At 71.0% G+C, this 25,401-nt stretch carries 29 protein-coding genes; 18 read left to right on the top strand and 11 right to left on the bottom strand.

What is annotated here, in order from left to right:
• The 6 genes from VFV89_RS05370 to VFV89_RS05345 all read left to right on the top strand — a co-directional run.
• Positions 1 to 1,177: lysine 5,6-aminomutase subunit alpha TIM-barrel domain-containing protein (locus VFV89_RS05370; RefSeq protein ID WP_329704879.1), on the top strand; the 1,177-nt coding region annotated here is incomplete at its 5' end.
• Between the two features lie 150 nt (positions 1,178 to 1,327).
• Complete coding sequence (locus VFV89_RS05365; RefSeq protein WP_329704878.1) at positions 1,328 to 2,110, top strand: OAM dimerization domain-containing protein; 783 nt, start codon at positions 1,328 to 1,330, stop codon at positions 2,108 to 2,110.
• Positions 2,107 to 2,505 (top strand): hotdog domain-containing protein, encoded by a 399-nt coding sequence (locus VFV89_RS05360; RefSeq protein WP_329704877.1) that lies wholly within the window; start codon positions 2,107 to 2,109, stop codon positions 2,503 to 2,505. Before VFV89_RS05365 ends, VFV89_RS05360 begins: the two co-directional genes overlap by 4 nt.
• Before the next feature lie 395 nt (positions 2,506 to 2,900).
• Positions 2,901 to 4,481: an apolipoprotein N-acyltransferase gene (gene lnt / locus VFV89_RS05355; RefSeq protein ID WP_329704876.1), complete on the top strand. Its 1,581-nt coding sequence runs from the start codon at positions 2,901 to 2,903 to the stop codon at positions 4,479 to 4,481.
• On the top strand, positions 4,481 to 5,236 hold the full coding sequence (locus VFV89_RS05350) for a polyprenol monophosphomannose synthase (protein WP_329704875.1): 756 nt from the start codon (positions 4,481 to 4,483) through the stop codon (positions 5,234 to 5,236). The genes lnt and VFV89_RS05350 overlap by 1 nt, the downstream gene beginning before the upstream one ends.
• The gene (locus tag VFV89_RS05345) at positions 5,236 to 5,709 is read left to right on the top strand and encodes an FxsA family protein (protein WP_329704874.1); all 474 of its coding nucleotides are present in this window, start codon (positions 5,236 to 5,238) and stop codon (positions 5,707 to 5,709) included. The genes VFV89_RS05350 and VFV89_RS05345 overlap by 1 nt, the downstream gene beginning before the upstream one ends.
• 21 nt (positions 5,710 to 5,730) lie before the next feature.
• Here the strand turns inward: VFV89_RS05345 and VFV89_RS05340 are convergent, their stop codons facing one another.
• The 3 genes from VFV89_RS05340 to VFV89_RS05330 all read right to left on the bottom strand — a co-directional run bounded on the left by VFV89_RS05340 (position 5,731) and on the right by VFV89_RS05330 (position 8,549).
• Positions 5,731 to 6,114 carry an RNA polymerase-binding protein RbpA gene (locus VFV89_RS05340; protein ID WP_329704873.1) on the bottom strand — a complete coding sequence of 128 codons (384 nt, stop codon included), beginning with the start codon at positions 6,112 to 6,114 and terminating at the stop codon, positions 5,731 to 5,733.
• Positions 6,115 to 6,311: 197 nt separating this feature from the next.
• Positions 6,312 to 7,688 carry an MFS transporter gene (locus VFV89_RS05335; protein WP_329704872.1) on the bottom strand — a complete coding sequence of 459 codons (1,377 nt, stop codon included), beginning with the start codon at positions 7,686 to 7,688 and terminating at the stop codon, positions 6,312 to 6,314.
• Between the two features lie 9 nt (positions 7,689 to 7,697).
• On the bottom strand, positions 7,698 to 8,549 hold the full coding sequence (locus VFV89_RS05330) for a glycerophosphodiester phosphodiesterase (RefSeq protein ID WP_329704871.1): 852 nt from the start codon (positions 8,547 to 8,549) through the stop codon (positions 7,698 to 7,700).
• A gap of 81 nt (positions 8,550 to 8,630) precedes the next feature.
• Here VFV89_RS05330 and VFV89_RS05325 point away from each other — a divergent pair, with 81 nt between their 5' ends.
• The gene (locus VFV89_RS05325; protein ID WP_329704870.1) at positions 8,631 to 8,909 is read left to right on the top strand and encodes a zf-TFIIB domain-containing protein; all 279 of its coding nucleotides are present in this window, start codon (positions 8,631 to 8,633) and stop codon (positions 8,907 to 8,909) included.
• Positions 8,910 to 9,129: 220 nt separating this feature from the next.
• Here VFV89_RS05325 and VFV89_RS05320 read toward each other — a convergent pair whose 3' ends face one another.
• Positions 9,130 to 10,656 carry a UDP-N-acetylglucosamine 1-carboxyvinyltransferase gene (locus VFV89_RS05320; protein ID WP_329704880.1) on the bottom strand — a complete coding sequence of 509 codons (1,527 nt, stop codon included), beginning with the start codon at positions 10,654 to 10,656 and terminating at the stop codon, positions 9,130 to 9,132.
• A 112-nt stretch (positions 10,657 to 10,768) separates the two neighbouring features.
• On the opposite strand from VFV89_RS05320, the gene VFV89_RS05315 reads away from it, so the two are divergent.
• Positions 10,769 to 11,377: an HAD-IA family hydrolase gene (locus VFV89_RS05315; protein ID WP_329704869.1), complete on the top strand. Its 609-nt coding sequence runs from the start codon at positions 10,769 to 10,771 to the stop codon at positions 11,375 to 11,377.
• 7 nt (positions 11,378 to 11,384) lie between these two features.
• Here VFV89_RS05315 and VFV89_RS05310 read toward each other — a convergent pair whose 3' ends face one another.
• Positions 11,385 to 11,537, bottom strand: a complete 153-nt coding sequence (locus tag VFV89_RS05310; RefSeq protein WP_329704868.1) for a hypothetical protein — start codon at positions 11,535 to 11,537, stop codon at positions 11,385 to 11,387.
• Positions 11,538 to 11,757: 220 nt separating this feature from the next.
• Between VFV89_RS05310 and VFV89_RS05305 the strand changes: the two genes are divergently transcribed.
• Complete coding sequence (locus tag VFV89_RS05305; RefSeq protein WP_329704867.1) at positions 11,758 to 12,495, top strand: DinB family protein; 738 nt, start codon at positions 11,758 to 11,760, stop codon at positions 12,493 to 12,495.
• On the opposite strand, the gene VFV89_RS05300 is transcribed toward VFV89_RS05305, so the two are convergent.
• The 4 genes from VFV89_RS05300 to VFV89_RS05285 are packed head-to-tail and all read right to left on the bottom strand — an operon-like array spanning position 12,473 to position 16,050.
• Positions 12,473 to 13,267 carry a retropepsin-like aspartic protease gene (locus VFV89_RS05300; protein WP_329704866.1) on the bottom strand — a complete coding sequence of 265 codons (795 nt, stop codon included), beginning with the start codon at positions 13,265 to 13,267 and terminating at the stop codon, positions 12,473 to 12,475. The two genes, VFV89_RS05305 and VFV89_RS05300, sit on opposite strands and share 23 nt — an antisense overlap.
• Positions 13,264 to 13,806, bottom strand: a complete 543-nt coding sequence (locus tag VFV89_RS05295; protein WP_329704865.1) for a cysteine hydrolase family protein — start codon at positions 13,804 to 13,806, stop codon at positions 13,264 to 13,266. Before VFV89_RS05295 ends, VFV89_RS05300 begins: the two co-directional genes overlap by 4 nt.
• A gap of 29 nt (positions 13,807 to 13,835) precedes the next feature.
• The gene (locus tag VFV89_RS05290; protein ID WP_329704864.1) at positions 13,836 to 15,116 is read right to left on the bottom strand and encodes an MFS transporter; all 1,281 of its coding nucleotides are present in this window, start codon (positions 15,114 to 15,116) and stop codon (positions 13,836 to 13,838) included.
• 10 nt (positions 15,117 to 15,126) lie between these two features.
• The gene (locus VFV89_RS05285) at positions 15,127 to 16,050 is read right to left on the bottom strand and encodes a DMT family transporter (protein WP_329704863.1); all 924 of its coding nucleotides are present in this window, start codon (positions 16,048 to 16,050) and stop codon (positions 15,127 to 15,129) included.
• A gap of 40 nt (positions 16,051 to 16,090) precedes the next feature.
• Between VFV89_RS05285 and VFV89_RS05280 the strand changes: the two genes are divergently transcribed.
• The 8 genes from VFV89_RS05280 (at position 16,091) to VFV89_RS05245 (ending at position 23,090) form a co-directional block, all read left to right on the top strand.
• Complete coding sequence (locus VFV89_RS05280; protein ID WP_329704862.1) at positions 16,091 to 16,588, top strand: MarR family transcriptional regulator; 498 nt, start codon at positions 16,091 to 16,093, stop codon at positions 16,586 to 16,588.
• Between the two features lie 5 nt (positions 16,589 to 16,593).
• Positions 16,594 to 17,985, top strand: a complete 1,392-nt coding sequence (locus VFV89_RS05275) for a glycosyltransferase 87 family protein (protein WP_329704861.1) — start codon at positions 16,594 to 16,596, stop codon at positions 17,983 to 17,985.
• Positions 17,986 to 18,111: 126 nt separating this feature from the next.
• Positions 18,112 to 18,570, top strand: a complete 459-nt coding sequence (locus tag VFV89_RS05270; protein ID WP_329704860.1) for a helix-turn-helix transcriptional regulator — start codon at positions 18,112 to 18,114, stop codon at positions 18,568 to 18,570.
• A 10-nt stretch (positions 18,571 to 18,580) separates the two neighbouring features.
• Positions 18,581 to 18,991: a VOC family protein gene (locus VFV89_RS05265; protein ID WP_329704859.1), complete on the top strand. Its 411-nt coding sequence runs from the start codon at positions 18,581 to 18,583 to the stop codon at positions 18,989 to 18,991.
• A 1-nt stretch (position 18,992) separates the two neighbouring features.
• Complete coding sequence (locus VFV89_RS05260; protein ID WP_329704858.1) at positions 18,993 to 19,607, top strand: glyoxalase; 615 nt, start codon at positions 18,993 to 18,995, stop codon at positions 19,605 to 19,607.
• 19 nt (positions 19,608 to 19,626) lie between these two features.
• On the top strand, positions 19,627 to 20,331 hold the full coding sequence (locus tag VFV89_RS05255) for an alpha/beta hydrolase (RefSeq protein ID WP_329704857.1): 705 nt from the start codon (positions 19,627 to 19,629) through the stop codon (positions 20,329 to 20,331).
• Between the two features lie 2 nt (positions 20,332 to 20,333).
• Entirely contained in the window at positions 20,334 to 22,694 is a 2,361-nt protein-coding gene (locus VFV89_RS05250) for an excinuclease ABC subunit UvrA (protein ID WP_329704856.1), read from the top strand.
• A gap of 165 nt (positions 22,695 to 22,859) precedes the next feature.
• Positions 22,860 to 23,090, top strand: a complete 231-nt coding sequence (locus tag VFV89_RS05245) for a WhiB family transcriptional regulator (protein WP_329704855.1) — start codon at positions 22,860 to 22,862, stop codon at positions 23,088 to 23,090.
• A 40-nt stretch (positions 23,091 to 23,130) separates the two neighbouring features.
• Here VFV89_RS05245 and VFV89_RS05240 read toward each other — a convergent pair whose 3' ends face one another.
• Positions 23,131 to 23,712, bottom strand: a complete 582-nt coding sequence (locus tag VFV89_RS05240) for a dihydrofolate reductase family protein (protein WP_329704854.1) — start codon at positions 23,710 to 23,712, stop codon at positions 23,131 to 23,133.
• A 161-nt stretch (positions 23,713 to 23,873) separates the two neighbouring features.
• On the opposite strand from VFV89_RS05240, the gene VFV89_RS05235 reads away from it, so the two are divergent.
• Positions 23,874 to 24,881 (top strand): sigma-70 family RNA polymerase sigma factor, encoded by a 1,008-nt coding sequence (locus tag VFV89_RS05235; protein ID WP_329704853.1) that lies wholly within the window; start codon positions 23,874 to 23,876, stop codon positions 24,879 to 24,881.
• A gap of 321 nt (positions 24,882 to 25,202) precedes the next feature.
• Here VFV89_RS05235 and VFV89_RS05230 read toward each other — a convergent pair.
• A partial coding sequence (locus tag VFV89_RS05230; RefSeq protein ID WP_329704852.1) for a hypothetical protein occupies positions 25,203 to 25,401 on the bottom strand: 199 nt, incomplete at its 5' end.

Genomic DNA, 25,401 nt, shown 5'->3' with positions numbered 1-25,401 from the left:
CGACGCGATCGACGCCCGCCGCAAGGAGCGCGAGCAGCTGGTCGAGGAGCTGGGCGACGCCCCCCGCAAGCCGTGGGTCTACCTGATCGTCGCCACCGGCGACATCTACGAGGACATCCCGCAGGCCCAGGCCGCAGCGCGCGCGGGTGCCGACGTGATCGCCGTGATCAGGTCGACGGGCCAGTCACTGCTCGACTTCGTGCCGGAGGGCGCCACCCGTGAGGGTTTCGCGGGCACCTACGCGACCCAGGAGAACTTCCGGCTGATGCGGGCCGCGCTCGACGAGACCAGCCGCGAGCTGGGGCGCTACGTGCGGCTGACCAACTACGCCTCCGGTCTCTGCATGCCGGAGATGGCGGCGATGGCCGGCCTCGAGCGGCTGGACATGATGCTCAACGACTCGATGTACGGGATCCTCTTCCGCGACATCAACCCGGTCCGGACCTTCGTCGACCAGCGCTTCAGCCGCCAGGTGCACGCCCGCGCCGGCATCATCATCAACACCGGCGAGGACAACTACCTCACCACCGCCGACGCCGTCGACGCCGCCCACACGGTCACCACCAGCCAGCTGCTCAACGAGTACTTCGCCAAGGAGGCCGGCCTCGAGGACTGGCAGCTCGGTCTCGGCCACGCCTTCGAGATCGACCCCGACCTGCCGAACTCGTTCCGGCTCGAGCTCGCCCACGCGCTGCTGGCCCGCGAGCTGTTCCCGGACGCGCCGCTGAAGTGGATGCCGCCGACCCGGCACATGACCGGCGACGTGTTCCGCGGCAACCTGCTCGACGGGTTCTTCAACCTGGTCGGCTCGCTCACCGGGCAGGGCATCCTGCTCGTGGGGATGATGACCGAGGCCGTGGTCACGCCGTGGCTCTCCGACCGGGACATCGCGCTCCAGAACGTCCGCTACGTCCTCAACGCCACCGGCGACATGCACGAGGACTTCCGTCCCGCGCCCGACGGCTTCATCGCCCAGCGCGCGAAGCAGGTGCTCGCCGAGACCGTCGAGCTGCTGGAGGAGATCGTCGATGACACTCTTCTGGAGGCCATCGCCGACGGCACCTTCGGCCTGATGCGCCGCCCCGCCGACGCCGGCCGCGGCCTCGACGGAGTGGCGAAGAAGTCGGGTGCCTACTACAACCCGGCCTCCGAGCTGCTGGAGGAGAACGGTGGCTGAGGTGCGAAGGCGTACTGCGCCTGAGCCTCGAAGCCGCCAGGCCCACGCAGGGACCGAACTCCGGCCAGTCCCAGCACCGACGCACCAGGCTTCGAGGCTCGGCGTTGGCGCGCCGCACACCTCAGCCACCGTCGGGGAAGGAAGCCGCTCATGACCATCGTCCGTCCGTACGGAGACACCACCGGTGACGGGATGGTGCAGCTGAGCTTCACGCTGCCGCTGAGCTCACAGGGGCAGGATTCGAAGGGGCAGGACTCGAAGGGGCAGGACTCGAAGGTGGCCGAGGGCGCCGCCCTGCAGCTCGCCAACAAGATGGGCATGGACCCGGCGCTGGTCGTGCACAGCAAGGCGATGGGCCCCGACCACACGTTCTTCGTGGTCTACGGGCGGGTCAACCACCTCGTCGACACCAGCAAGGTCGAGGTGGTCGAGCGCGACTACCCGCTGCTGACGCCGAAGGAGGTCAACGCCGCGGTGAAGCAGGCCCTGCGCCGGCGTCTGGTCGTGGTCGGCGGCTGCATCGGCACCGATGCGCACACCGTCGGCATCGACGCGATCCTCAACATCAAGGGGTTCGCGGGGGAGAAGGGGCTGGAGTACTACCGCGAGCTCAAGGTGGTGAACCTCGGCGCCCAGGTCTCCGTGCCGCAGCTGGTGGAGCGCGCGCGGGCCGAGAGGGCCGACGCCGTGCTGGTCTCGCAGGTGGTCACCCAGCGCGACGCGCACCTGCTGAACACCCGCGAGATGTCCGCGGCGTTCCGGGAGGCCTACCCGGCAGACGAGCGGCCGCTGCTCGTCGTCGGCGGACCGCGGTTCGACGAGACGATGGCCGGCGAGCTCGGCGTCGACCGGGTGTTCAGCCGCGGTACGACGCCGGGCGAGGTGGCCTCGTTCCTCGTCCACCGGTTGGTCGGCAAGGACGTCGCCGCGTGAGCTCGCCGGAGGTCGGCACCACGGTGGTGCACCGGCGCTACGTGCCCTACTCCGACGCGCACTACGCCGGCAACCTGGTCGACGGCGCCTACTCGCTGAAGCTGTTCGGCGACGTCGCCACCGAGATGTGCATCGTCACCGACGGGGACGAGGGGCTGTTCGCGTCCTACTCCGACGTGCAGTTCCTTGCCCCGGTCCGGGCCGGCGACGTCCTCGAAGTCACCTGCACCCTGACCCGGGTCGGGACCCGGTCGCGCACCCTCGACCTGGCGGTGCGCGTGGTGGCTCGGGGCACCCCGACCGAGGACCGTCCGGGGGCCGCGACGGTGCTCGACGAGCCGCTGCTCGCGACCACCGCGACCGGCACCGTGGTGGTGCCTGCGTCCGCTGGCTGAGACCAGCCGGGGCTGTGGTCTGGTCCGGTGCACGACACGCCGGTGGACCCTGGAAATTTTGCGAACCGAAGGTGAACGGGGCGTGGCCCCTGACCTGCGCCTTTTCACGTCGGCGCAGGTCAGCGGGGTGTTGACGGAACCGTCTCGGGGGAGTTGGGTATCGACAGTTCGCTCATGCAGATCACGGTCTGTGCAACCGGTTTTCGGGTGGCCGGGTCGAAGGTGACGTGCCATCGCCTGATGACTCGGGGACGGCTACCGGCTGGACTCCGTGAGAGCAGGGGCGCGGAGGGGACCTCACCCCCTAGACAACAGCCTGACCACGGCAGCCGGTCGCGCACCGGGCTGGACCGAAGGGCTGCGGGACCCTCCGCCCCTTCTGCTTCACTTGTGGGGTGTCCAGCCGTGGTGAGCTGAGGTCGCGGGCACTGCTCGCGGCCTGTGCAGGGTTGCTGCTCTCGCTCGGCTTCGAGCCGGTCGCGTTCGCCTGGCTCCTCCCGGTCGCCGTCGCCGCCTTCGTGCTCACCACCCGCGGCCTGACCGCCCGTCGCGGCTTCGTCATCGGCCTCTGCTTCGGGGCCTGCTTCTACTTCACCCACATCTTCTGGATGCGCGCGGTAGGGATCCCGGCCTGGATCGCGCTCTCGACGCTGGAGACGCTCTTCTACGGCCTCGCCGGCGGCCTCTCGGCGGTGCTGCAGCGGCACCGCCTGTGGCCACTCTGGTTCGCCGCCGCGTGGACCGCCGTGGAGGTCTGGCGGAGCAGCTGGCCGCTCGGCGGCATGCCGTGGGGCCGGCTGGCCTTCGGCGTCGTCGACACTCCGATGGCCGAGTCCCTGCCGTACGCCGGCGCGGTCGGTGTCACGTTCCTCGTCGCGCTGCTCGGCGCGCTGCTCGCCTGGGTGGTCGCGGGGCCGGTGGCGAAGGAGGGTGGCCGCGGGATCGCGGCGCTCTGCCTGACCGCGGTGCTGGCGCTCGTGGCCCTGCCTGCCCTGCTGCCGTGGACCGCCCACGCCGACGGGCACCTGACGGTGGCCGCGGTCCAGGGCGACGTACCGGGCAATGGCGACGACATCCTCTACGACTTCCGCCAGGTGACCCAGAACCACGTGGACGCGACCGTCGACCTCGCCCAGCGGGTCGAGGCCGGCGAGGCGAGCAGGCCGGACCTGGTGCTGTGGCCGGAGAACTCCACCGCGATCGACCCGTTCCGCGACACGGAGACCAACGAGGGGATCTGGGCCGCGAGCTCGGCGATCGGCGTCCCGATCCTCGTCGGTGCGATCGTGGACGGCGGGCCGGGTCAGGTGCTCAACCAGGGCATCGTGTGGGACCCGCAGACCGGCGCGGGGGACCGCTACACGAAGTGGCACCCGGTGCCCTTCGGCGAGTACATCCCGATGCGGTCGCTGTTCATGAAGTACAACTTCTTCGACCGGCTCCGCGACGTGTCACGCGACATGCTGAGCGGGACCCGGACCGAGCCGCTCGACGTGGGCGGGGTCAAGGTCGCCGACGCCATCTGCTTCGACATCGCCTACGACGACGGCCTGACGGCGCAGCTCCGCAACGGCGCCCAGCTGCTGGTCGTGCAGAGCAGCCAGGCGACGTTCATCCACACCGACCAGACCGACCAGCAGTTCGCGATCACCCGGCTGCGGGCGATGGAGACCGGCCGCTGGGTCGCCGTCGCGACCACCAACGGCGTCTCGGGGCTGATCGCCCCCGACGGCCACGTGATCGCGACGGCGGACAAGCGGACCCGCGCGGTGCTGGAGGCCCGGCTCGGCCTGACCAGCCAGCTCACCCCGGCCGTGCGGATCGGACCCTGGACCGGTCGGGTGGCCGGCGGTTTGACGGTCCTGGGCGTCGCGCTGGTCCTGCTCCCGTATCGTCGGCGCCGCAGTCAGGACACCGGTCCGCAAGCGCCGGTGGCCGACGAGCAGCACGAAGAGCTGTCGACGGTGGGAGGGTGATGGACACGGCTCCGCTCGGCCGCGTCGTCATGGTCGTCCCGACCTACAACGAGGCCGAGAACCTCGGCTGGGTGATCGGCCGGCTGCGCGCCGCCGAGCCCTCGGTCGAGGTGCTCGTGGTCGACGACAGCTCGCCGGACGGCACCGGAGCCATCGCCGACGAGCTGGCCGCCGCCGACCCCGCGATCCACGTGCTCCATCGCGCGGCCAAGGACGGCCTGGGGGCGGCGTACCTCGCCGGCTTCGCCTGGGCGCTCGACGCCGGCTACGACGTCGTGGGGGAGATGGACGCCGACGGCTCGCACCAGCCCGAGCAGCTGCACCGGCTCCTCGAGGCGCTCCTGGACGCCGACCTGGTGATCGGCTCGCGCTACGTCCCCGGCGGCTCGGTGGTCAACTGGCCGAAGCGCCGCGAGGCCCTCTCGCGAGGCGGAAACCTCTACGTGCGGATGCTGCTCGGCATCGACATCCGCGACGCCACGGCCGGCTTCCGGGTGTTCCGGCGCAGCGCCTTGGAGAAGATCGACCTGGGCTCGGTGGAGTCCGCGGGCTACGTGTTCCAGACCGATCTCGTCACCCGATGCCTGCGGGCCGGGCTGACCGTGCGCGAGGTGCCGATCGAGTTCATCGAGCGGGTGCGCGGCGACTCGAAGATGAGCCGCGCCGTGGCCACCGAGTCACTGCGGCGGATCACCCGGTGGGGGCTGCGTGAGCGCCGCGACCAGGTGCGCCGGGCGCTGCGGAGGGACCGTTGATGGCGGCGGCCAGGCGGCGGCGTTCGGGAATCGGGTGGCTGCTCGTCGCCCTGTTCATCCTGGTGCCGCTGGTGGAGATCTACGTGATCATCCAGGTCGGCAAGGCGATCGGCCCGTGGTGGACGATCCTGTTGCTGCTCGCGGACAGCATCCTGGGGTCCTGGCTGATCAGGCTCGAGGGCTCGCGGGCCTGGCGCGCGCTCCGCGAGGCGCTCGACAGCGGCCGGATGCCCGCCAAGGAGCTCGCCGACGGCGCGCTGATCCTGATCGGCGGGACGCTGATGCTCGCGCCGGGGTTCGTCACCGACGTGTTCGGCATCCTGATGATCCTGCCGCTGACCCGGCCGCTGTTCCGGCGGCTGCTCACGCGAGTGGTCGCCGCCAGGCTGGTCGTCATCGACACCGGAACGCCGCGACGCCCCGGTCCTGGCCCTGACGGGCCGGTGGTCCGGGGCGACGTCGTGGATGAGTAGCCGGTTGCGGACGGGTCGCTGTCAGGAGACCCGGCGCTTCTTCGCGTTGGCGCGGTGCAGGTGCGCGGGGCCGATCTCTCCGCCCCGGAGCAGCTCGAGCCGCTCCTTGAGGATGTCCTCGAGCTCCTTCTCCGAACGGCGCTCGAGCAGCATGTCCCAGTGGGTGCGGACCGGTTTCTCGGCCTTCACCTCACGCTGGATGCCGGCCGTGCTCTCGGCCTCGTCACCGCATCGAGGGCACTCCCAGACCGCCGGGATGTCGGCTTCGTCCGACATCGTGATCTCGAACTCGTGGCCCCGCGGGCAGCGGTAGCCGACCTGCTGCCGAGCGGCGAACTCGATGCCGCGCTCGTCCTCGAAACTCTGGCCTCCCAGCCGCGCCCCGCGTAGCGTGCGCTCCGCCATGAAGGCACCTCCAAACTGATGGTCGTTCCCCGTACAGAAATGGAGACGGTCTCAAGCCGCCAAAGGTTCGCTCCGAGACACCATTGACAGATCACCGTCTGACGGGATAACGGTACCCAGCCCGCAAAGATTCCCGCGATTCCTCGCGGCGTACGGCGTGTGGCCGGCCGGCCCCTGCCAGCCACCTGCCGAGTTGTCTAGACCGTTGCGGGGACGGCGTTCCCTGCCTCCTCGATCCCGCGGCGGGGGTCCAGGCGGATCAGGAAGACCGCGCCCAGCACGAAGAAGACGATGAGGCTGACGATCGCCGGCCGGTAGGAGCCGGTGACCTGGAAGACCAGGCCGAAGAGGAGCGTCCCGAACCACGAGGTGCCGCGCTCACAAGCGTTGTAGAGCGCGAAGTACTCGCCCTCCCGGCCGTGGGGGATCAGCAGGCTGAAGAACGACCGTGACAGTGCCTGGGTGCCGCCCATGACGATCGCGATCGCCACGCCGGCGAGGAGGAAGAGGGCCACGTTCTCGCGAGGGAGGAACATCGCCGCCACCACGATGACCATCCAGCCGTAGGTGCCGTAGAGCAGGCACCGGTAGGCCCCGTAGGTGCGCGCCAGCCGGCCGAAGAAGAGGGCGCCGCCGAAGGCCACGAACTGGATCAGGAGGATCGTCGCGATGAGCACGCTCTGGTCGAAGCCGAGCTGCTCCGAGCCGTAGACCGCTGCGCTGTTGATGACGGTCTGGATCCCGTCGTTGTAGAAGAGGTAGGCGACGAGGAAGGTGAGCGTCATCGGGTAGGCCGGCAGCCCCTTGAGCGTCACCCAGAGCTGTCCGAACGAGCGGCTCCACACCCCGCCGTGCGCCTCCACCAGGTTCCGGGGTGGACGGTTCCTGATGCCGAGGAACGGGATGATCGTGAAGCCCGCCCACCACGCCGCCGCGGACAGCATCGAGAGCCGGACGGACATGCCCTCGCTGAGCCCGAAGGAGTCGTGGAAGAGGTAGACGACCAGGTTGAGCGCGAGGAGGACGCCGCCGCCGAGGTAACCCCACGCCCAGCCGCGCGACGAGACGTGGTCGCGCTCGTCCTCGGTGGAGATGTCGACGAGGATCGCGTAGTAGCTGACGAGCGAGCAGCCGGCGAGGATGCTGCTGACCACGATGGCCACCGCGCCGATCTGCCAGCCCTCGCCCTTCATGAAGAACAGCAGGGCGCAGAAGAAGGACCCGATCCAGGCGAAGAGGGCCATGTGGACCTTCTTGCGGGGCGAGCGGTCCACCATGGCGCCCACCACCGGCAGGATGAGTGCGCTCGCGATGGTGGCGAAGCTCGTCAGGTAGGCGGGCAGCGAGCCCGCCGCGAGCGGGAGCCCGAGGACGCTCACGGTCCTCGAGCAGGTGTCGTCGGGATCCACGCACCCGGCGGCCTTGCCCGCCACGTTGATCATGTACGGGCCGAACAGGACGGTGAGCACCGTGGTGTAGAACGCCGAGTTGGCCCAGTCGTACCAGTACCACGCCTTCTGCTCCCGAGCCCGGTTCAGCGGGCCGAGGTCCGCGAACTCAGCTGTGGTGGCCATCGGTCGGGCTCACTCCCTCCACGGGCCGCCCCTCCACTGCTCGCCCCTCCACTGGCCGCCCCTCCACTGGCCCCGCTCGGTGAGCACGTCCTTGAGCAGGTCGGTCCGGTCGGTGAACAGGCCGTCGACGTCACGGTCGAGGAGCTCACGCATCTCCTCAGGGTCGTCGACGGTCCACACGTGCACGTGCTTGCCCGTGGCGTGCGCGCGGCGTACCAGTCCTGGAGTGGCGATCGTCCAGCGCCCGCGGCGGTGCGGGATCTGCAGCGCGGCCACCCGACCGCGGGTGAGCCGGTCCGCGAGCCGCGCGCTGGGCACCAGGCGGAAGATCACGACCTCGACGGGCGTGGCGGAGGTGGGGACGCGGAAGCCGGTGAGCCGGCGGAACTTCGCGAGCCGCTTGGGGCTGAACGACCCGACCAGGACCCGGTCCGCGGCGTCCCGCTCCTGCAGGAAGTCGGCCAGCACGGGCACCGCGCCATCGGACTTGATGTCGATGTTGAACCGGGCCCTCGGGAACTCGTCGAACAGCTGGGCCAGGGTCGGCACCTCTTCGCGGCCACCCACCAGCGCCTGGCGCACCTCGTCGAAGGTGAGCTCGGCGATGGCGCCCTCGATATCGGTGACACGGTCGAGGACGGCGTCGTGGAAGGCCAGCAGCACGCCGTCCCGGGTCACGTGCACGTCGGTCTCGAGGTAGTCGTAGCCGAGCGCCACCGCGTGCTTGAACGCCGCCAGGGTGTTCTCCAGCCCCTCGATCTCGGGGTGGTACGCACCGCCGCGGTGGGCGAAGGCGAGGACTCCGCCGGGGTCGCCCGCCACCTCGTCGAGGTAGGCGAAGCCGGTCGTCGGCGTCGTCACAGGTCGCAGTATGGCTCACACCACATCACGTGGCGTGCATGCGTTGGGAGCCAGGTCACCCGGGCGCGCTACGGTCGACCCATGGACGACGACGGTGACACCAGCACGGTCCTCGACTGCCCGATGTGCGGAGCGGAGATGCAGCCGCGCCGGCTCGGTGACGGCGAGGTCAGCGCGTGTCCCGACGGCCACGGTGTGTTCCTCCGGCGGGCCGACCTCGGCAGCCTGATCGAGGCCGAGCAGGACTGGCATCGCCACGCCGGCCAGCACACGATGCCGATGCCGCGGATCACCGCGGACATGACCGTCCCGCCCGGACAGCGGACGCAGAGTCGAGCGTGGGTCGAGACGCTCTTCTAGATACCCCGTCTGGATACCCCCGCGAGCTTCGCCCGCGAGAGACCGGGTCGCTGCGCTCCCACGCTCCCACTACGTAGCCGGCCACGCGGGCTTCGACGGCGACTCGACGCCTGCCGGCCTGGCCACGGGCGCGCGGCGGGAGCGAAGCGACCCGGTTCTTCGGGCGAAGCCCGCGTCGTCGGGGCCATCCAGGCCGAAGCTCGCCCGGGGTGTTGAGTCTTCAGATGTCCCTGAACGGCTCGATGTTGGCGCCCAGTTCGTTGAGCCGCTCGGCCAGGTCCTCGTAGCCGCGGTGGATCACGTAGGTCGAGCGCAGCACCGAGGTGCCCTTCGAGGCGAGCATGGCGAGCAGGATGACCACCGCGGGCCGCAGGGCCGGCGGGCAGACGATCTCGGCGCCGGAGAAGTGGGTCGGTCCCTCGATCATCACCCGGTGCGGGTCGAGCAGCTTGACCTGGCCGCCGAGCTTGTTGAGCTCGGTGAGGTAGATCGCACGGTTCTCATAGACCCAGTCGTGCAGCAGCGTCTGGCCCTCCGCGACCGCGGCGATGACCGCGAAGAACGGCAGGTTGTCGATGTTGAGCCCTGGGAACGGCATCGGGTGGATCTTGTCCAGCGGCGCGTGCAGCTCCGAGGGCTGGGTGGTGATGTCGACCAGCCGGGTGTGGCCGTTGCGGGCGGCGTACTCCTCCGAGCGGGTGTGCTGGAAGCCCATCTCGCCCAGCGTGGCCAGCTCGATCTCGAGGAACTCGATGGGCACCCGGCAGATCGTGATCGAGGACCGGGTCACGATCGCGGCCGCCAGCAGCGACATCGCCTCGATCGGGTCCTCGCTGGGGGCGTAGTCGACGTCGACGTCGATCTCGGTGCGGCCGGTGACCGTCAGGGTGGTGGTCCCGATCCCCTCGACGGTGACCCCGAGCTTCTGCAGGTAGAAGCAGAGGTCCTGGACCATGTAGTTGGAGGAGGCGTTGCGGATCACCGTGGTGCCGGGGTGCAGGGCGGCGGCCATCAGGGCGTTCTCGGTGACGGTGTCGCCGCGCTCGGTGAGCACGATCGGGTGGGTCGGCTCGATGGCCCGGTTGACCTGGGCGTGGTACTGGCCGTCGGTCGCCTTGACCTCGAGACCGAACGGCCGCAGGGCGTACATGTGCGGCTCGACGGTGCGGGTGCCGAGGTTGCAGCCGCCGGCGTAGGGCAGCTCGAAGGTGTCCTCGCGGTGCAGCAGCGGGCCGAGGAACATGATGATCGAGCGGGTGCGGCGCGCGGCCGTCTCGTCGATGCTCTCGAGCTGGAGCTCCTTGGGTGGGACGATCTCGAGGTCGTTGTCGTCGTTGAGCCACCGGGTGTGCACGCCGATGCTGTTGAGCACCTCGAGGAGCCGGTTGACCTCCTCGATCCGCGCGACGTTGCGCAGCGTGGTGCGGCCGCGGTTGAGCAGCGTGGCGCACAGCAGGGCCACCCCGGCGTTCTTCGACGTCTTGACGTCGATCGACCCCGACAGCGTGGTCGGGCCGGTCACCCGCAGGTGGGTCGGGCCGGCGCCCAGGGCGACGATCTCGGAGTCCAGAGCCGAGCCGATGCGGGCCAGCATGTCGAGGGAGAGGTTCTGGTGACCCTTCTCGATCCGGTTGATCGCGCTCTGGCTGGTGCTGAGCCGCTCGGCGAGCTGCTGCTGGGTCAGCCCGCGGTGTTTGCGCGCGTCGCGGATGATGCTCCCGATCCGGCCCTTGTAGCCCTGGCCCATGTGGGTCTCGCTCATGCGACCACGGTAACTCATATGTGAGATAGAGCAACACAGGGGGCCGCCCCGCCGTGGCGCCTGACAGGATGCCACAGATGACTCAGGTGACCAGATCGTGATCCGTGCGGTCGTGCTCGACATCGGCTCGGTCCTCGAGGTCATCGACGACTCGCTCTTCCCGGGTCCCTTCGAGGACCGGCACGACCTGCCGCCCGGCTCGGTGCACGCCGGTGCCGCGACGCTGCCCGGCGACGCCGGCAGAGGAGAGCTGACCGAGGCACAGGTCCGGGCACACTGGCAGCAGCACCTGGGGCTCACCGACGCGCAGGCCGACGAGCTGATGGCCGACTACTGGCGGTGGTACGTCGGAACCCTCGACCAGGAGCTGTTCGACTGGTTCGCCGCCCAACGGCCGCGGTTCCGGACCGGGATCGTCTCCAACTCCGGGCCGGGTGCCCGCGAGGCCGAGCGGTGCTGGGGCTTCGAGGACATCACCGACGACATCGTCTACTCCCACGAGGTCGGGCTGCTCAAGCCTGATCCGCGGATCTTCGTGCTGGCGGCCGAGCGACTCGGCGTAGGCCCGGAGGAGGTCGTCTTCCTCGACGACGTCGAGGGGCACGTGGCGGCGGCTCGCGAGGTGGGGTTCCGCGGCGTCGTGCACCGCTCCACCCCGCGGTCGATCGTGGAGGTCCGGGCCGTGATCGAGGCCGAGCAGCGCTAGGAACGCGTCAGGCAGTCAGCAGCGGCTCGCCCGGCATCGCCACGGGCTCGCAGTCGCAGCCGTCGTCACAGCCGAGGAACGTGTGCAAGGCGTGGCCGCAGCGCGGGCACGGCATGTCGTGCGAGATGTGCTGCTCGTTGGTCTGCACGGTGTCCCACATGGTGATCCACCCCCCTCCTCGATGACGCCCCGACGGGTGAGGCGTCTGTTCGACACTGGCAGTCCGTGCCGCGCGGAGTGCGCAGAATCGCCCGGAAGCAGCCGTCTGCGGCCACATTCGACCTGTTCGTCGACCGGCGAGATAGCCCGAACGGGCTAGGGCCGCTGTCCGGGGAGGTGCGGGGTCGCCGGCGGTCGACGCCGGGTGCCATGCTCGGCCCATGGTCGAGCACCGCCATCAGGACCTCTCCGAGTCGGTCTTCGAGGACGTCGACCTGACCGGTGCGCTCTTCCACAGCGTGCTGCTGCGTGACGTGCGGATCCGCGGCGCGTGGGCCGAGCGGCTGGTGATCGACGGCGGGTTCGAGGAGCTGCTCCTCAACGGCGTCGACGTGGTCCCGCTGTGGCGCGCCGAGCTCGCGCGGCGGCACCCGGAGTACGCGATGCTGACCCCGCACGATGCTGACGGCTACCGCGCCGTCTGGCCGGTGCTGGAGGAGCAGTGGGCCGCAACCGTCGACCGGGCCCGCGGCCTGCCGGAGGAGCGACTCCACGAGCGCGTGGACGGCGAGTGGTCCTTCGTCGAGACCCTGCGTCACATGCTGTTCGTGCACGACGCCTGGCTGCGGCGGGCAGTGCTCGGTGAGCCGGCGCCGTACGACGCCCTGGACCTGCCCCACGACGAGATGCCGGCCCTCGAGGGCGTGCCGCGCGACCACGACGCGCGCCCGAGCCTCGACCACGTGCTCGACCTGCGGGGCGAGCGCCTCGCGGTCACGCGCCGGTTCTTCACCGAGCTCACCGACGAGCAGCTGCGGCGCTCCACCACCGTGACCGGACCCGGCTACCCGGAGGCCGGCAGCTATGCCGTCACCCGCTGCCTCAACGCCGTGCTCGACGAGGAGTGGTGGCACCGGCGGTTCGCCGAGCGCGACCTCACCGTGTTGCTGGAGGGCTGAGCACCATGCGCCCGCCGGTCAGGTCGAAGGTGAAGCGGTAGCGGTAGAGATAGTCCGCACCGACCAGGCCGTCGTGGATGATCTCCTGGAAGGTCACCCCGGGGTGGTCCTGCGCCGTCTGCGGCGCCGCCGCGAGGTGGACGCTGCCGGGCACCACGGCGTCGTAGCGCACGTAGGAGTGGCCGGTCTCATCGACGCCCTCGCGGCTGGCCACCTCCGGCCCGTCAGCGTCGAGCCCGCACTCGGCCATGAACCGGGTGTCGAGGATCAGGCGGTCCGAGCCGGTGTCGACCTCGACGAGCACCGTGCGGCCGCTGGGCAGGACCAGCTCGGCGAAGGGGTCGGCCGACGGGCCGTCGCGGTGGATCTCGAGCGGCACCTCGATGCCCACCACGTCCTCGCCGGAATCGTGCACGGTCAGCGTGGCGGCGGCAGGATCGGTGGTGACGGTGCGGTCACCGAAGTAGGTCGGGCCGAGGATCCCGTCGAACCCCTCGCCGAGGTCGACGGCGGCCGCGACGTGCCCGCAGACCTCGTAGGCGCCGACGGACAACACCGGCAGCCGCACCAGAGGCGCCTCGACCAGCTGGCCGGACATGCGGCGGCCGGCGTAGGTCCGGTCCAGCGGCTCCACCTCCGCGCGCTCGGCGAGCCTCTTGTTGACGACCGTGACCCCGATGCCGGTGTCGACGAGGAAGCGCAGGTCGTCGCCGCCGAGCCGCACCGGGACCCGCACGAGGTGGGCGACCCGGTCGAAGTGGACAGTGCTCACCTGAGCGCCGTGAAGTCGAGCTCGCCGGCCCTCGCGGTGGTGTTGCTGACCTCGGCATAGGACACCCACTGCATGACGGTGTTGAGGTCGTCGACCACTGTCGCGGCGTCCTCGCCGGTCGTGGTGTGCGCGTCCTCCACCAGGGTCAGGTCGTAGCCGCGCTCCAGGGCGGCGTACGCCGTGGCCCGGATGCACCAGTTGGTCGCGGCGCCAGCGAGCACGAGCCGGGAGACGCCGAGCCGGTCGAGCTCGTTCTCGAGCGAGGTCTTCTCGAAGGAAGAGTTGAACTCCTTGTGCACACGCGCCTCACCCTCCGCTGGCGCCAGCCCGGGCACCCACTCCCACTCCGGCGTGTCCGGGACGAGCTCCTCGTCGCGGTGCTGCACCCAGACCACCGGGACGCCGGCAACGCGGGCGCGATCGACGGCGAGGGCGATGTTGCCCACCACCCGGTCGGCCTCCCAGGCGGAGTCCATGACACCGACCTGCGCGTCGACCACCACCAAAGCACTCCTGCCACCCTCGCGCACCGTCGCCATGGCAGCAGCCTAGAGCGATGCGATACCGGTCAGGCCGCGGCGAGCGGAGTGCGCGGCCGGGCGGCCCCGGCGATCGCCGGCAGGATCGCGAGGGCCAGCAGCCCGCCTGCGAACGAGAGCACCGAGTAGCTCGTCATCTCCACGACGACGCCGGACATCAGCCCCCCGCCGGCACCCGCGATCGCGATGGAGACGTCGACCCACCCCTGGGTCCGCGCCCGGGTCTCGATCGGTACGGCGTCGGTGATGATCGCGGTACCGGACACCAGTCCGAAGTTCCAGCCCAGCCCGAGCAGGGCGAGGGCCAGCGCGAGGAGGAGCACCGAGTCGTCGGGGGCCACCGCTGCGAGGACACCGGCGAGCAGCAGGGTGACGCCGGAGGCGATCGCCATCGGAGTGCGACCCACCCGGTCGACGAGCCGTCCGGTGACCGGCGAGGGCAGGTACATCGCCGCGACGTGCAGGGCGATCACCGCGCCCGCGGCCGCCGTCCCGTGGCCGTGGTCGCGCATGTGCACCGGGGTCATCGTCATGATCGCCACCATCACGGCCTGGGTGAGGACCATGACCGTCGCGCCGACCAGGATGCCGTGGCGCACCTGGGCCGCCCGCGTCTCGGCGACCGGGCCGGGGGGCACCTCGGTCAGCGCCACCTCGGAGGACGCCAGCTCGGAGGACGCCAGCTCGGAGGACGCCAACTCGCGGGCGTGGAGGAGCGGGTCGGGACGCAACCTCGTGGCGAGCACGACCGCGGCCGCGAGGTAGGCGACCCCGGCGAGCAGGAAGGGCCCGGCCAGGTGCGGCACGCCCACCATGTGGGCCAGGTCGCCGGTCGGCGCCGCGAGCAGCGGCCCGACGACGCCGCCGAGGGTGGTCGCCACCAGGACGGTCGAGATGGCCCGCGCGCGATGGTCGACCTCGGCCAGGTCGGCCCCGGCGTAGCGGGCCTGGAGGTTGGTGGCGCTGCCCGCGCCGTAGACGAAGAGCGCTGCGAACAGCAGGGCCGAGCTGTCGAGGACGGCGGCCACGACGACGCCCACGCTGCCCAGCGCGCCGACGGCGTACCCGGTGGCGAGGCCGGGTCGTCGGCCCCACTCCTGCGAGATGCGCCCGATGGCGACGGCCGTGACCGCACTCCCCGCGGTGAGCAGGGCAGCGGGGAGGCCGGCCAGGCCGGTGCTGCCGAGCATGTCCTGGGCGAGGAGCGCGCCGACCGTGACGCCGGCGGCGAGGCCGGCGCCGCTGAGGACCTGGGCGACGACCAGGACCCGGAGCGTCCGGTGCTGGAGCTCCGCGGTGGTCGTCGTCATCGGCCTTCTCTCAGGCGGGCGCTCCGGCGAGCTCCGGCGTGTCCTGGCTCGGGGACGGTAGCAACTCCGGAGCCGGCTCCGCCGGGATCCGGCGCGCGGGCGCCAGCGTCGTGGCCAGGATGCCCGCAAGGACCAGCGCGATGCCGGCGAGCTGCTCGCCGGTGAACGTCTCGTGCGCGACCAGTGCCCCGAGGAGTACGCCGGTGACCGGGTTGAGGAGCCCGACCACGCCCACGGTGGCGGCCCGCAGTCGGGTCAGTCCGGCGAACCAGCACAGGTTGGCCAGTGCGGTGGCGACGAGCGTGGTGAACGCGAACCCGGCCGCGCCACCGGCGTCGACCGCGGGCGGGCCGCCCTCGACGGCCACCGCGACCGCGAGGAGGGCCAGTCCGCCGAAGATCAGCTGCCAGGCCGTGAGGGCGACGAGCGGGGTGCCGTCGGCCCAGCGCTTGGTGAGCACGGCGCCGGCGGAGGAGAGCACGAGCGCGGCGGCGGACGCGGCCACGCCCCACGCGTCGATGGTGCCGCCGGCACCGCCCACGAGGAGCAGGACGCCGACGATGCCCGCCACGGCGCCGGCCAGCACCTGGCCGCTGAGCCGCTCGGCCACCCACAGCCAGGCGAACCCGGCCATGACCAGCGGGGCCAGCGCCATCACGGATGCGGCGACACTGGAGGGGAGCAGCTGCGCGGCGACGTAGACGAGCAGGAAGAAGGCGCCCACGTTGAGCGTCCCGAGCACCGCCGAGCGCCACCACCACTCACCTCGGGGCACGACCCTGGCCACGGCCAGCAGCACCAGCCCCGCCGGCAGCGCGCGGATCGCCGAGCCCCAGAGGGGAGCGTCGACGGGCAGCAGCTGCCGGGTCACCACGTAGTTGGCGCCCCAGGCGACGGGGGCGAGTGCGGTGACGGCAAGCCATTTTGCTTCCATGGAAGCAATAATCTCTTCTGGGGAAGCTATATTCCGAACCGTGGCGGATGATCTCGATCACGTCGCCCGGATCCAGGAGCAGTGGCGCCGGGAGCGACCGGACGTGGACATCTCGCCCCAAGCGGTGTTCGGCCGGCTGCACCGGCTGGCCGACCGGACCCGCGGCGAGCTCGAGGTCGAGTTCCGCCGGCGCGGGCTGGGGGAGGGGGAGTTCGACGTCATGGCCGCGCTGCGCCGCGCCGGACCGCCCTATGAGCTGGCGCCCGGGGAGCTGGCCCGCCACACGATGGTGACGACCGGTGCGGCCACGAAGCGCATCGACCGGCTCGTGGCGGCCGGGCTCGTCACGCGCAGGGTGAGCGACGACGACGCGCGCGGCCGGGTGATCGGGCTGACCCCGGCCGGCAAGCGGGTGATCGACGAGGCCTTCACGGCGCACATGGCCAACGAGCACCGGCTGCTACAGCCGCTCTCCGAGAAGGAGCGGCGCGATCTCGAGCGGCTGCTCACCAAGTGGCTGGCCGCCTTCGAGGACTGACGACGGTGCGGGCGGTCGCGCGCAGCATCCCGGTTCTCGCAGTCGTGATCGCGGCTGTGGTGGCCGCGGGCGTGCGCGGCGACTTCAAGGACCTGCTCGTCTACCAGCACGCGGGCCGAGCGCTTCTCGACGGAGCCTCGGTCTACGGCGATCGTGTGGGCGGGCTGCGGTTCACCTACCCGCCCGTCGCGGCGATCCTCGCGACCCCGCTGGCGTGGCCGCCGGCGTGGCTGGCCGCGGCCCTGTGGACCGCTGCGTCCGTCGGCGCCCTGGCGGTGGTCCTCGTGATCGTGCTCCGCGAGCAGGGCCGGCCCGCCCCGGGTTGGCTGGTGGCTCTCCTGGTGTGCGGTGCGCTCGCCTTCGAGCCGGTCTGGCAGAACCTCACCTTCGGACAGGTCAACCTGCTGCTGATGCTGGCGGTGCTGACCGACCTGCTGCGGCCGGAACGACGCTGGTCGGGGCTGCTGGTCGGGTTGGCGGCGGGGGTGAAGCTGACGCCGCTGGTGCTCGTCGTGATGCTGGCCCTGGTCGGCCATCCACGGGCCGCGGCACGGGCGGCGCTGACCTTCGCCGCGACCGTCGCCGTCGGCTACGTCGCGATGCCGCGCGCCGCGACGTCGTACTGGACCGACGACGTCGTCCGGGCCGGGCGGGTCGGGCCGCCCGAGCTGGCCCACAACCAGTCGGTGTACGGCGCGCTGACCCGACTCCTTGATGACCCTCCACCGGTGCTGCTCTGGCTGGCGGTCGCGGGCCCGCTGGCCCTGGCCGTCCTGCTCGTCGGCGCCGCGTGGTGGCGGCGCGGCGACCGGGTGCTGGGCGGCTGCCTGGCCGCGCTGGCGATGCTGCTCGCGTCACCGGTCTCGTGGTCGCACCACTGGGTGTGGGCGGTGCCGTTGGCGCTGGTGCTGTGGGAGCGCAGCCGGTGGGCGGCCGTGGCCTGGAGCGCGGTGTTCGTCGCGCGCCCGATCCTGTGGCCGCCGTGGGGTGAGCACCGCGAGTTCGCGTGGAGCCCGTTCGACCACGTGGTCGGCAACGCCTACGTGCTCGCCGCGCTCGCCCTCGCCGGCTGGACCGGTGCCGTGCTCGCGCGGTCCCGCCTCGCCGTCTCGGGCGGGGCGCCGGTGTCAGGCGACGGCAGCGGCGGGCGAGCCGGGGATCACCACGGGCTCGCACGCGCAGTCGTCGCTGCAGGCCAGGAAGGTGTGCAGCTCGTGACCGCACCGCGGGCACGGCAGACCGTGCGAGAGGTGGGTGTGCCCGGTCTGGACGGTGTCCCACATGGTCGTGCCTCCTTCCTTCCCCGAACCCTTCTCGGGGTTGCCTCTCTCTCCATGAGTCCTGACCGTCGGCGCAGATACGACTCATCGGGCGGCGGGACGGTGGCTGAGGTGTGAAGGCGCTCTGCGCCTGAACCTCGAAGCCTCCGCAGGGTGGGCGCCCGGGCCGGGTCCCAGCGCCGTCGGCTCGGCCGGTCTCCGACCCTTCGGCGCTCGGCTGCGCCGTCGTGGCACCATCACAGGGTGAGCACGGATCCGGCGGCGGCGCAGAGGCTGGGCGACCTCCGGCTGCTGCGCCGGGTCAAGGACCGCATCGACCGCGACTACGCCCAGCCGCTCGACGTCGAGGCGCTCGCCCGTGGGGTGAACATGTCTGCCGGGCACCTGAGCAGGGAGTTCAAGAAGGCCTACGGCGAGTCGCCCTACTCCTACCTGATGACCCGCAGGATCGAGCGGGCCATGTGGCTGCTCCGGGCCGGCGACCTGAGCGTGACCGACGTCTGCTTCGAGGTGGGCTGCCAGTCGCTCGGCACGTTCAGCACCCGCTTCACCGAGCTGGTCGGCGTGCCACCCAGTGTCTACAAGCAGCAGGCGGCGGACGAGGCCGCCGGTATCCCGTCCTGCGTGGTGAAGCAGGTCACCAGGCCGGTCAGGGCGGGACCGGTCAGGAATCGAGAAGCACGCTCGCCGAGCGTCTCCTAGCGTTCTCGGCATGGAGCTCAAGATCCGCAACGCGTTCCTCCCGCACAACGACCGCGACGCCGCCGTCGCCTTCTGGTGCGACCAGCTCGGCTTCGAGCTGCGCAACGACGTCGGCTACAACGGCATGCACTGGCTCACCGTCGGGCCGCCCGGCCAGCCGGACGTCAACCTGGTGCTGTTCCCGCCCGGCGCTGACCCGGGGGTCACCGGCGACGAGCGCCGCGTCATCGCCGAGATGATGGCCAAGGGCACCTACGCCATGCTCACGCTGGCGACCGAGGACCTCGACGGCCTCTTCGAGAAGCTGCAGGCGAGCGACGCCGAGGTGATGCAGGAGCCGACCGTCCAGCCCTGGGGCACCCGGGACTGCGCCTTCCGCGACCCGTCCGGCAACACGATCCGCTTCGACGAGGTGCGGTGAGATGGCCACCATCCAGTCCGTCATCCTCGAGGTCGAGGACACCACAGCCGCCGAGACCTTCTACAAGGAGGCGTTCGAGCTCGGCGACGTCATCCGGGTGCGCGAGTCGCACGAGCCGACCAGCGGGTTCCGCGGCTTCGTGGTCTCGCTGGTCGTCGGCCAGCCGAGCACCGTGAACAGCCTGTTCGAGTCCGCCGTCGGCGCCGGGGCCACAGCGACCAAGGAGCCGAGCAAGAGCCTGTGGGGCTACGGCGCCGCAGTCCAGGCGCCGGACGGCACCACGTGGACCTTCGCGTCCTCGTCCAAGAAGGACACCGGTCCCGCGACCCGTGCGGTCGACCAGGTCGTGCTGCTCCTCGGCGTCCCCGACGTGAAGGCGAGCAGGCAGCTCTACGTCGACCGCGGCCTCGGGGTCGCGAGGAGCTTCGGCGGCAAGTACGCCGAGCTCGAGACCGGTGACCGGGTGACCCTCGCGCTGAGCCCGCGCAAGGTGGCCGCGAAGAACGCCGGCGTGCCCGTCGACGGCACCGGCTCGCACCGGCTGGTCGTCGCCGGGGACCTCGGCGCCTTCAGCGACCCCGAAGGCTTCGTGTGGGAGCCCGCCGACGCAGGGTGATCGGCTACCGTCCGGGTCGATGAAGAGCCGGGTTGTCGCCGCAGCAGACGGCGTACCGCTGCACGTCGGCACGTGCGGCACCGGCCCGGACGTGGTCGTGCTCAGCGGCGGTCCCGGGCTGGTGAACTACCTGGCCGACGAGCGGCTGGCGCCCGACGCGATGCGGGCGTGGTTCCCGGAGCCCCGCGGGGTCGGCCGCTCCGGGGGCGGACCGCACTCGATGGCGCAGGCGGTCGCCGACCTGGAGACGATCCGTGAGTCGCTGGGGATCACCGCCTGGTCGGCGCTCGGCCACTCGTGGGGCAGCGACCTGGCCGTGCGGTACGCCCTCGACCACCCGGCCTCGGTCACCCGGGGGGTCGGCGTGGCCGGCCACGGGCTGCACAAGGACCGCACGTGGTCGGCGGCCTACGAGCGCGGCCGCGCGTCCGAGCCCGATCTCGACCTCGAGTGGGCCGAGGACGTCTGGCGGGCCCTCAGCGACTCCTTCGTCGACTGGATCCACGAGCCGGAGCTGTTCCGCCGGCTGGCCGACTCGCCGGTGCCGATGCACTTCGTCGCCGCGGGCGACGACATCAGGCCGTCGTGGCCGCTCCAGCAGCTCGCGGCGCTGGTGCCGGCCGGCCGGTTCGAGACCCTGCCCGGCGTACCGCACGACTTCTGGGCGACCCACCCCGCCTCATGGCGCCAGCTCGTCAACGCGTCACTCTCGGAGAGGACCTGACCATGCCCGACAAGCAGGGGCACCACGCCGACAGCCACGACCTGATCCGCGTCCACGGCGCGCGGGTGAACAACCTCAAGGATGTCAGCGTCGATCTCCCGAAGCGGCGGCTGACGGCGTTCACCGGCGTCTCGGGCTCGGGCAAGAGCTCGCTGGTCTTCGACACCATCGCCGCGGAGTCCCAGAGGTTGATCAACGAGACCTACAGCGCGTTCGTCCAAGGGTTCATGCCGACGCTGAGCCGGCCCGACGTCGACCACCTCGAGGGGCTGACCACCGCGATCCTCGTCGACCAGGAGCGGATGGGCGCCAACCCGCGCTCGACGGTTGGCACCGCAACGGACGCGAACGCCATGCTGCGGATCCTCTACAGCCGGGTCGGGAAGCCGCACATCGGGTCTCCGCAGGCGTTCTCCTTCAACGTGCCCACCCGCACCGTCAGCGGGATGATGAAGACCGACAAGGGGCAGGGCCAGACCCACGTCGTCCGGCAGCTGGTCTACCAGGGCGGCATGTGCCCGAAGTGTGAGGGCATGGGTGCCCTCAACGACTTCGACCTGACCGCGATCTACGACGGCAGCAAGTCGCTGGCCGAGGGCGCTCTCCTGGTGCCCGGCTACAGCATGGACGGCTGGTACGGCCGGATCTTCAGCGGTGCCGGCTTCGACATGGACAAGCCGGTGGGCAAGTACACCCAGAAGGAGCTCAAGAAGCTCCTGTACGGCGAGCCGGAGAAGATCAAGGTCGACGGGGTCAACCTCACCTACGAGGGTGTGCTCACCAAGGTCCAGAAGTCGATGCTGTCCAAGGACGTCGAGGCCATGCAGCCGCACGTCCGCCGGTTCGTGGAACGGGCCGTCACCTTCACGACGTGCCCCGAGTGCGAGGGAAGCCGGCTCACCAAGGCGGCGCGGTCCTCGAAGATCAACGGCAAGAGCATCGCCGACGTCTCGTCGATGCAGATCAGCGACCTGGCCGAGTGGCTGCGCGGCGTGCACGAACCCGGCGTGGCACCCCTCCTCGCAGGGCTGCAGCACCTGCTCGACTCCTTCGACGCCATCGGGCTGGGCTACCTGTCGCTGGACCGCCCGGCCGGCACGCTCTCCGGTGGCGAGGCGCAGCGCACCAAGATGATCCGTCACCTCGGCTCGTCGCTGACCGACGTGACCTATGTCTTCGACGAGCCGACCATCGGGCTGCACCCGCACGACATCGAGCGGATGAACCAGCTGCTCCTCGAGCTGCGCGACAAGGGCAACACCGTGCTCGTCGTGGAGCACAAGCCGGAGACGATCGCCATCGCCGACCACGTCGTCGATCTCGGGCCCGGCGCCGGCACCGCCGGGGGAGAGGTGGTGTTCGAGGGGAGCTACGACGCGCTGCGGGGGAGCGGCACGGTCACCGGCCGTCACATCGACGACCGCGCCTCGCTCAAGGACGAGGTCCGGACGCCGACGGGATCGCTCGAGGTGCGCAAGGCGTCGACCCACAACCTGCGCGACGTGGACGTCGACATCCCGCTGGGCGTGCTGTGCGTGCTCACCGGCGTGGCGGGCTCCGGCAAGAGCTCGCTCATCCAGGGCTCGGTGGCCGGTCGCGATGGGGTCGTCGTGGTCGACCAGGGCGCGATCAAGGGGTCCCGCCGCAGCAATCCGGCGACGTACACGGGGCTCCTGGAGCCGATCCGCAAGGCTTTCGCGAAGGAGAACGGCGTCAAGCCGGCGCTGTTCAGCGCCAACTCCGAGGGTGCCTGCCCGGCCTGCAACGGCGCCGGCGTGATCTTCACCGAGCTCGGGGTGATGGCCACCGTCGAGTCGACGTGCGAAGAGTGCGAGGGGCGCCGGTTCCAGGCCGCGGTGCTCGAGTACGAGCTCGGAGGCAAGGACATCAGCGAGGTGCTCGCCATGCCGGTCGAGGAGGCGCTGGGCTTCTTCTCCGACGCCGCGAGCGTCCCGGCCGCGGTGAAGGTGCTCGACCGGCTGGCGGACGTGGGGCTCGGCTACGTGACTCTCGGCCAGCCCCTCACGACCCTCTCCGGCGGCGAACGGCAGCGGCTCAAGCTGGCCGCCCAGATGGCCGAGAAGGGCGAGGTCTACGTCCTCGACGAGCCCACGACCGGCCTGCACCTCGCCGACGTCGAGCAGCTGCTCGGGCTGCTGGACCGGTTGGTGGACTCCGGCAGGTCGGTGATCGTCATCGAGCACCACCAGGCCGTGATGGCGCATGCCGACTGGATCATCGACCTGGGGCCGGGCGCCGGCCACGACGGCGGGACGGTCGTCTTCGAGGGGCCACCGGCCGACCTGGTGGCCGGCCGCAAGACCCTCACCGGCCAGTACCTGGCGGCCTACGTCGGGGGCTGACGAGGCGGGTGCACGTCGCCGGCAGATGGTTGTCAGATCAACTTGAGAATGATTAGGGACTTCTCCTGATGTGCCGCCCTACCTCAGACGACGAGTCTGAGGTAGCCGCCTCGGACGGCCGCCCGTCTGAGGTAGGGAACGACGAGAACGAAGGAGTCCCCCACCGTGTTGCCATACCCGTGCCAGCGCCGGCCGGAGCTCTACTTCGACACCTACGGTCGGGCGCTCGAGCTGGCCAAGGAGCTGTGCGCGTCCTGCCCGATCCGCGAGGCGTGCCTGTCGGCCGCGCTCGAGCGCGGCGAGCCGCACGGGGTGTGGGGCGGGGAGATCCTGCTGGACGGCGTCATCGTCGAGACCAGGCGCGGACCCGGCCGCCCGCGCAAGGTGGCGGCCTGATCTCGACTCGTGGGCACGCCGACCGGTCCGGCCCGTCCGGCTACCTCGCCGGCCGGACCACGTCGTAGGCGAGGTGGACGAGGTTGTCGCCGAGGCCGCGGCAGCCGATGAGTCGCAGCTCCTTCCTCTCGCTCACCTCGGCGAAGAAGCCCGCACCGGTCCCGAGGACCCAGGGGTGCACCGTGAGCCGCACCTCGTCGACGAGGTCGTGCTCGAGGAGCGTGCGAACCAGCTGGGCACTGCCGTAGACGACGATGTCCCGGTCGTAGCGCTGGACCAGCTGGGTGACCTCGTCGACGACCGGGCCCCTCAGCACTGTCGAGTTGATCCACTCGGCCTCGGCCAGGGTGGAGGAGACGACGTACTTGGGCAGGCTCCGCAGCCGCTCGGCCCAGCCACCTTCGCGGGTGTTCCAGCCGGCCGCAAAGAAGTGGTCGGTTCGCCGGCCGAGCAGCAGCGCGTCGGCCCCCAGAGCCTCGTCGAACTCGACCTTGGCCCACGCCTCGTAGTCCCCAGGGCTCACCAGCGAGAACCAGCCTCCGCGCTCGAGGCCGTCCTGCCCCACAGGGTCCTGAGCCCCTCCGTCGAGGCAGATGTTCTCACTCACCACGAGCTTTCCCATGTCCAGCGCTCCTTCTGTGGGTTTGGTGGATCTCGTGCTGTATCGACATCGGCAGTCGGCGACTCTGGGCGCCGCCGGACCGCCCAGTTCGGATCCCGCCCGGTGTCTGCACGCGCGGACCCAGCTGTGGCAGGCATGCTGGCGGGCAAGGAGGAGCAACGATGACCACGGACCTGATCTCGCGGGCGCGGGCGGGTGACGACGAGGCGTTCAGGGCGCTGTCCGAGCCGCATCGCCGCGAGCTGCACGTGCACTGCTACCGGATGCTCGGGTCGGTCCAGGACGCCGAGGATGTCTTGCAGGAGACCCTCGTCGCCGCGTGGCAGGGGCTCGGCGCGTTCGAGGAGCGCGCTTCGTTCCGCACCTGGCTCTACCGGATCGCCACCAACCGGTGCCTCAACGCGCTGCGTGCCGCCAGCCGACGCCCGGCCAAGGCCTGGGACGTCGTTGCGTTCGCTGCGCCCGAGCCGACGAGGTACGGCGAGGTCAGCTGGCTCGAGCCGTTGCCCGACGTGCTGCTCGAAGCCGGGTTCGACCTGCCCCTGGGGCCCGAGGCGCGCTACGAGCAGCGGGAGTCGATCTCACTCGCGTTCATCACAGCGCTCCAGGCGCTTCCACCTCGCCAGCTGGCCGTGCTGGTCCTGCGTGACGTGCTCGGGTTCCCGGCGAGCGAGGTGGCCACGATGCTGGACTCGTCCGTCGAGTCGGTGACGAGTGCGCTCAAGCGGGCGCGAAGCACTCTTGACCACCGCCGTCCGGAGCTGACCGGCCGGCCGCCGGCCCCACCGCAAGGCTCAGCTGCCGAGAAGGAGCTGGTGGAGCGGTTCGTCACGGCCTACGAGTCCTCCGACATCGACGCGCTGGTGGCGCTCCTGGCAGAGGGCGTCGTCACCTCCATGCCCCCGATGCCGAACGAGTACGTCGGCCGGGACGCCGTCGGGGAGTTCTGCGCCCTCGCCCTCGCCAACCGCACGTTCGTGCTCGTGCCGACCAGGGCCAACGGTCAGCCGGCGTTCGGCCTCTACGTGGAGGGACCGGACCATGTCTACCGCGGGTCAGGGCTCGTCGTCCTCGAGCTCGCCGGAGCCGAGATCGCCGCCCTCACCCGGTTCGAGACCAGCCTCTTCCCGTGGTTCGGACTCCCGCCCACGGTGCCGACCCCACCGTGACCATGAGGCCTCCGCCCGTGGGACGACGTGCTGGAGGCCGCTCTGCGCCGGCTGCCGGGTGACTGACCGGGACCTGGGCTTTCTGGGCTCTTCTGACTGATCCGTGGGTGGGCGGCCGCGCGCGTAGCAGGCCCGCACCCGCCGTCAAGGATGCCTTCGGCCCCGCTGCGCGGCGCCCGCGGGGCGACCCAAAGATGACGAACTGTCCCGCGGAGGCGGTTGCAGCCCGGTTGCAGCCTCCCCTTCTCCCGCCTGGGTCCAGTTCGCCGATAAGTGACATTATGTCAAGATGTGAGGGAAGACGCCGGAGAACGGACTCCCCTAGCCGGCCAGGCTCGCAACGACGTCGGCGGAGGGATGCAGCCGACTCAGGACCCGCCGGCTACCGGTCAGCGTGAGCCCCAGCTGCTCGGCGGCCCGGATGTCGAACATCCCGAGCAGGAGCCCGAGCACGGCGCGTGGCGGGCCGGCGATCGTCAGGTCGGCCTTCTCGGCGCGGCCGGTGCGCGCCCGGACGACG

The organism is Nocardioides sp., assembly GCF_036274455.1.
GTDB lineage: Bacteria > Actinomycetota > Actinomycetes > Propionibacteriales > Nocardioidaceae > Nocardioides.
This window is presented reverse-complemented; position numbering and strand designations above follow the sequence as displayed.

Excerpts from the sequence above, each read along its gene's own strand:
- VFV89_RS05365 (WP_329704878.1), top strand. The coding sequence starts at position 1,328 with ATGACCATCGTCCGTCCGTACGGAGACACCACCGGTGACGGGATGGTG.
- VFV89_RS05350 (WP_329704875.1), top strand. The coding sequence starts at position 4,481 with ATGGACACGGCTCCGCTCGGCCGCGTCGTCATGGTCGTCCCGACCTAC.
- VFV89_RS05345 (WP_329704874.1), top strand. The coding sequence starts at position 5,236 with ATGGCGGCGGCCAGGCGGCGGCGTTCGGGAATCGGGTGGCTGCTCGTC.
- VFV89_RS05340 (WP_329704873.1), bottom strand. The coding sequence starts at position 6,114 with ATGGCGGAGCGCACGCTACGCGGGGCGCGGCTGGGAGGCCAGAGTTTC.
- VFV89_RS05335 (WP_329704872.1), bottom strand. The coding sequence starts at position 7,688 with ATGGCCACCACAGCTGAGTTCGCGGACCTCGGCCCGCTGAACCGGGCT.
- VFV89_RS05325 (WP_329704870.1), top strand. The coding sequence starts at position 8,631 with ATGGACGACGACGGTGACACCAGCACGGTCCTCGACTGCCCGATGTGC.
- VFV89_RS05320 (WP_329704880.1), bottom strand. The coding sequence starts at position 10,656 with ATGGGCCAGGGCTACAAGGGCCGGATCGGGAGCATCATCCGCGACGCG.
- VFV89_RS05310 (WP_329704868.1), bottom strand. The coding sequence starts at position 11,537 with ATGTGGGACACCGTGCAGACCAACGAGCAGCACATCTCGCACGACATG.
- VFV89_RS05305 (WP_329704867.1), top strand. The coding sequence starts at position 11,758 with ATGGTCGAGCACCGCCATCAGGACCTCTCCGAGTCGGTCTTCGAGGAC.
- VFV89_RS05295 (WP_329704865.1), bottom strand. The coding sequence starts at position 13,806 with ATGGCGACGGTGCGCGAGGGTGGCAGGAGTGCTTTGGTGGTGGTCGAC.
- VFV89_RS05290 (WP_329704864.1), bottom strand. The coding sequence starts at position 15,116 with ATGACGACGACCACCGCGGAGCTCCAGCACCGGACGCTCCGGGTCCTG.
- VFV89_RS05285 (WP_329704863.1), bottom strand. The coding sequence starts at position 16,050 with ATGGAAGCAAAATGGCTTGCCGTCACCGCACTCGCCCCCGTCGCCTGG.
- VFV89_RS05265 (WP_329704859.1), top strand. The coding sequence starts at position 18,581 with ATGGAGCTCAAGATCCGCAACGCGTTCCTCCCGCACAACGACCGCGAC.
- VFV89_RS05260 (WP_329704858.1), top strand. The coding sequence starts at position 18,993 with ATGGCCACCATCCAGTCCGTCATCCTCGAGGTCGAGGACACCACAGCC.
- VFV89_RS05255 (WP_329704857.1), top strand. The coding sequence starts at position 19,627 with ATGAAGAGCCGGGTTGTCGCCGCAGCAGACGGCGTACCGCTGCACGTC.
- VFV89_RS05250 (WP_329704856.1), top strand. The coding sequence starts at position 20,334 with ATGCCCGACAAGCAGGGGCACCACGCCGACAGCCACGACCTGATCCGC.
- VFV89_RS05240 (WP_329704854.1), bottom strand. The coding sequence starts at position 23,712 with ATGGGAAAGCTCGTGGTGAGTGAGAACATCTGCCTCGACGGAGGGGCT.
- VFV89_RS05235 (WP_329704853.1), top strand. The coding sequence starts at position 23,874 with ATGACCACGGACCTGATCTCGCGGGCGCGGGCGGGTGACGACGAGGCG.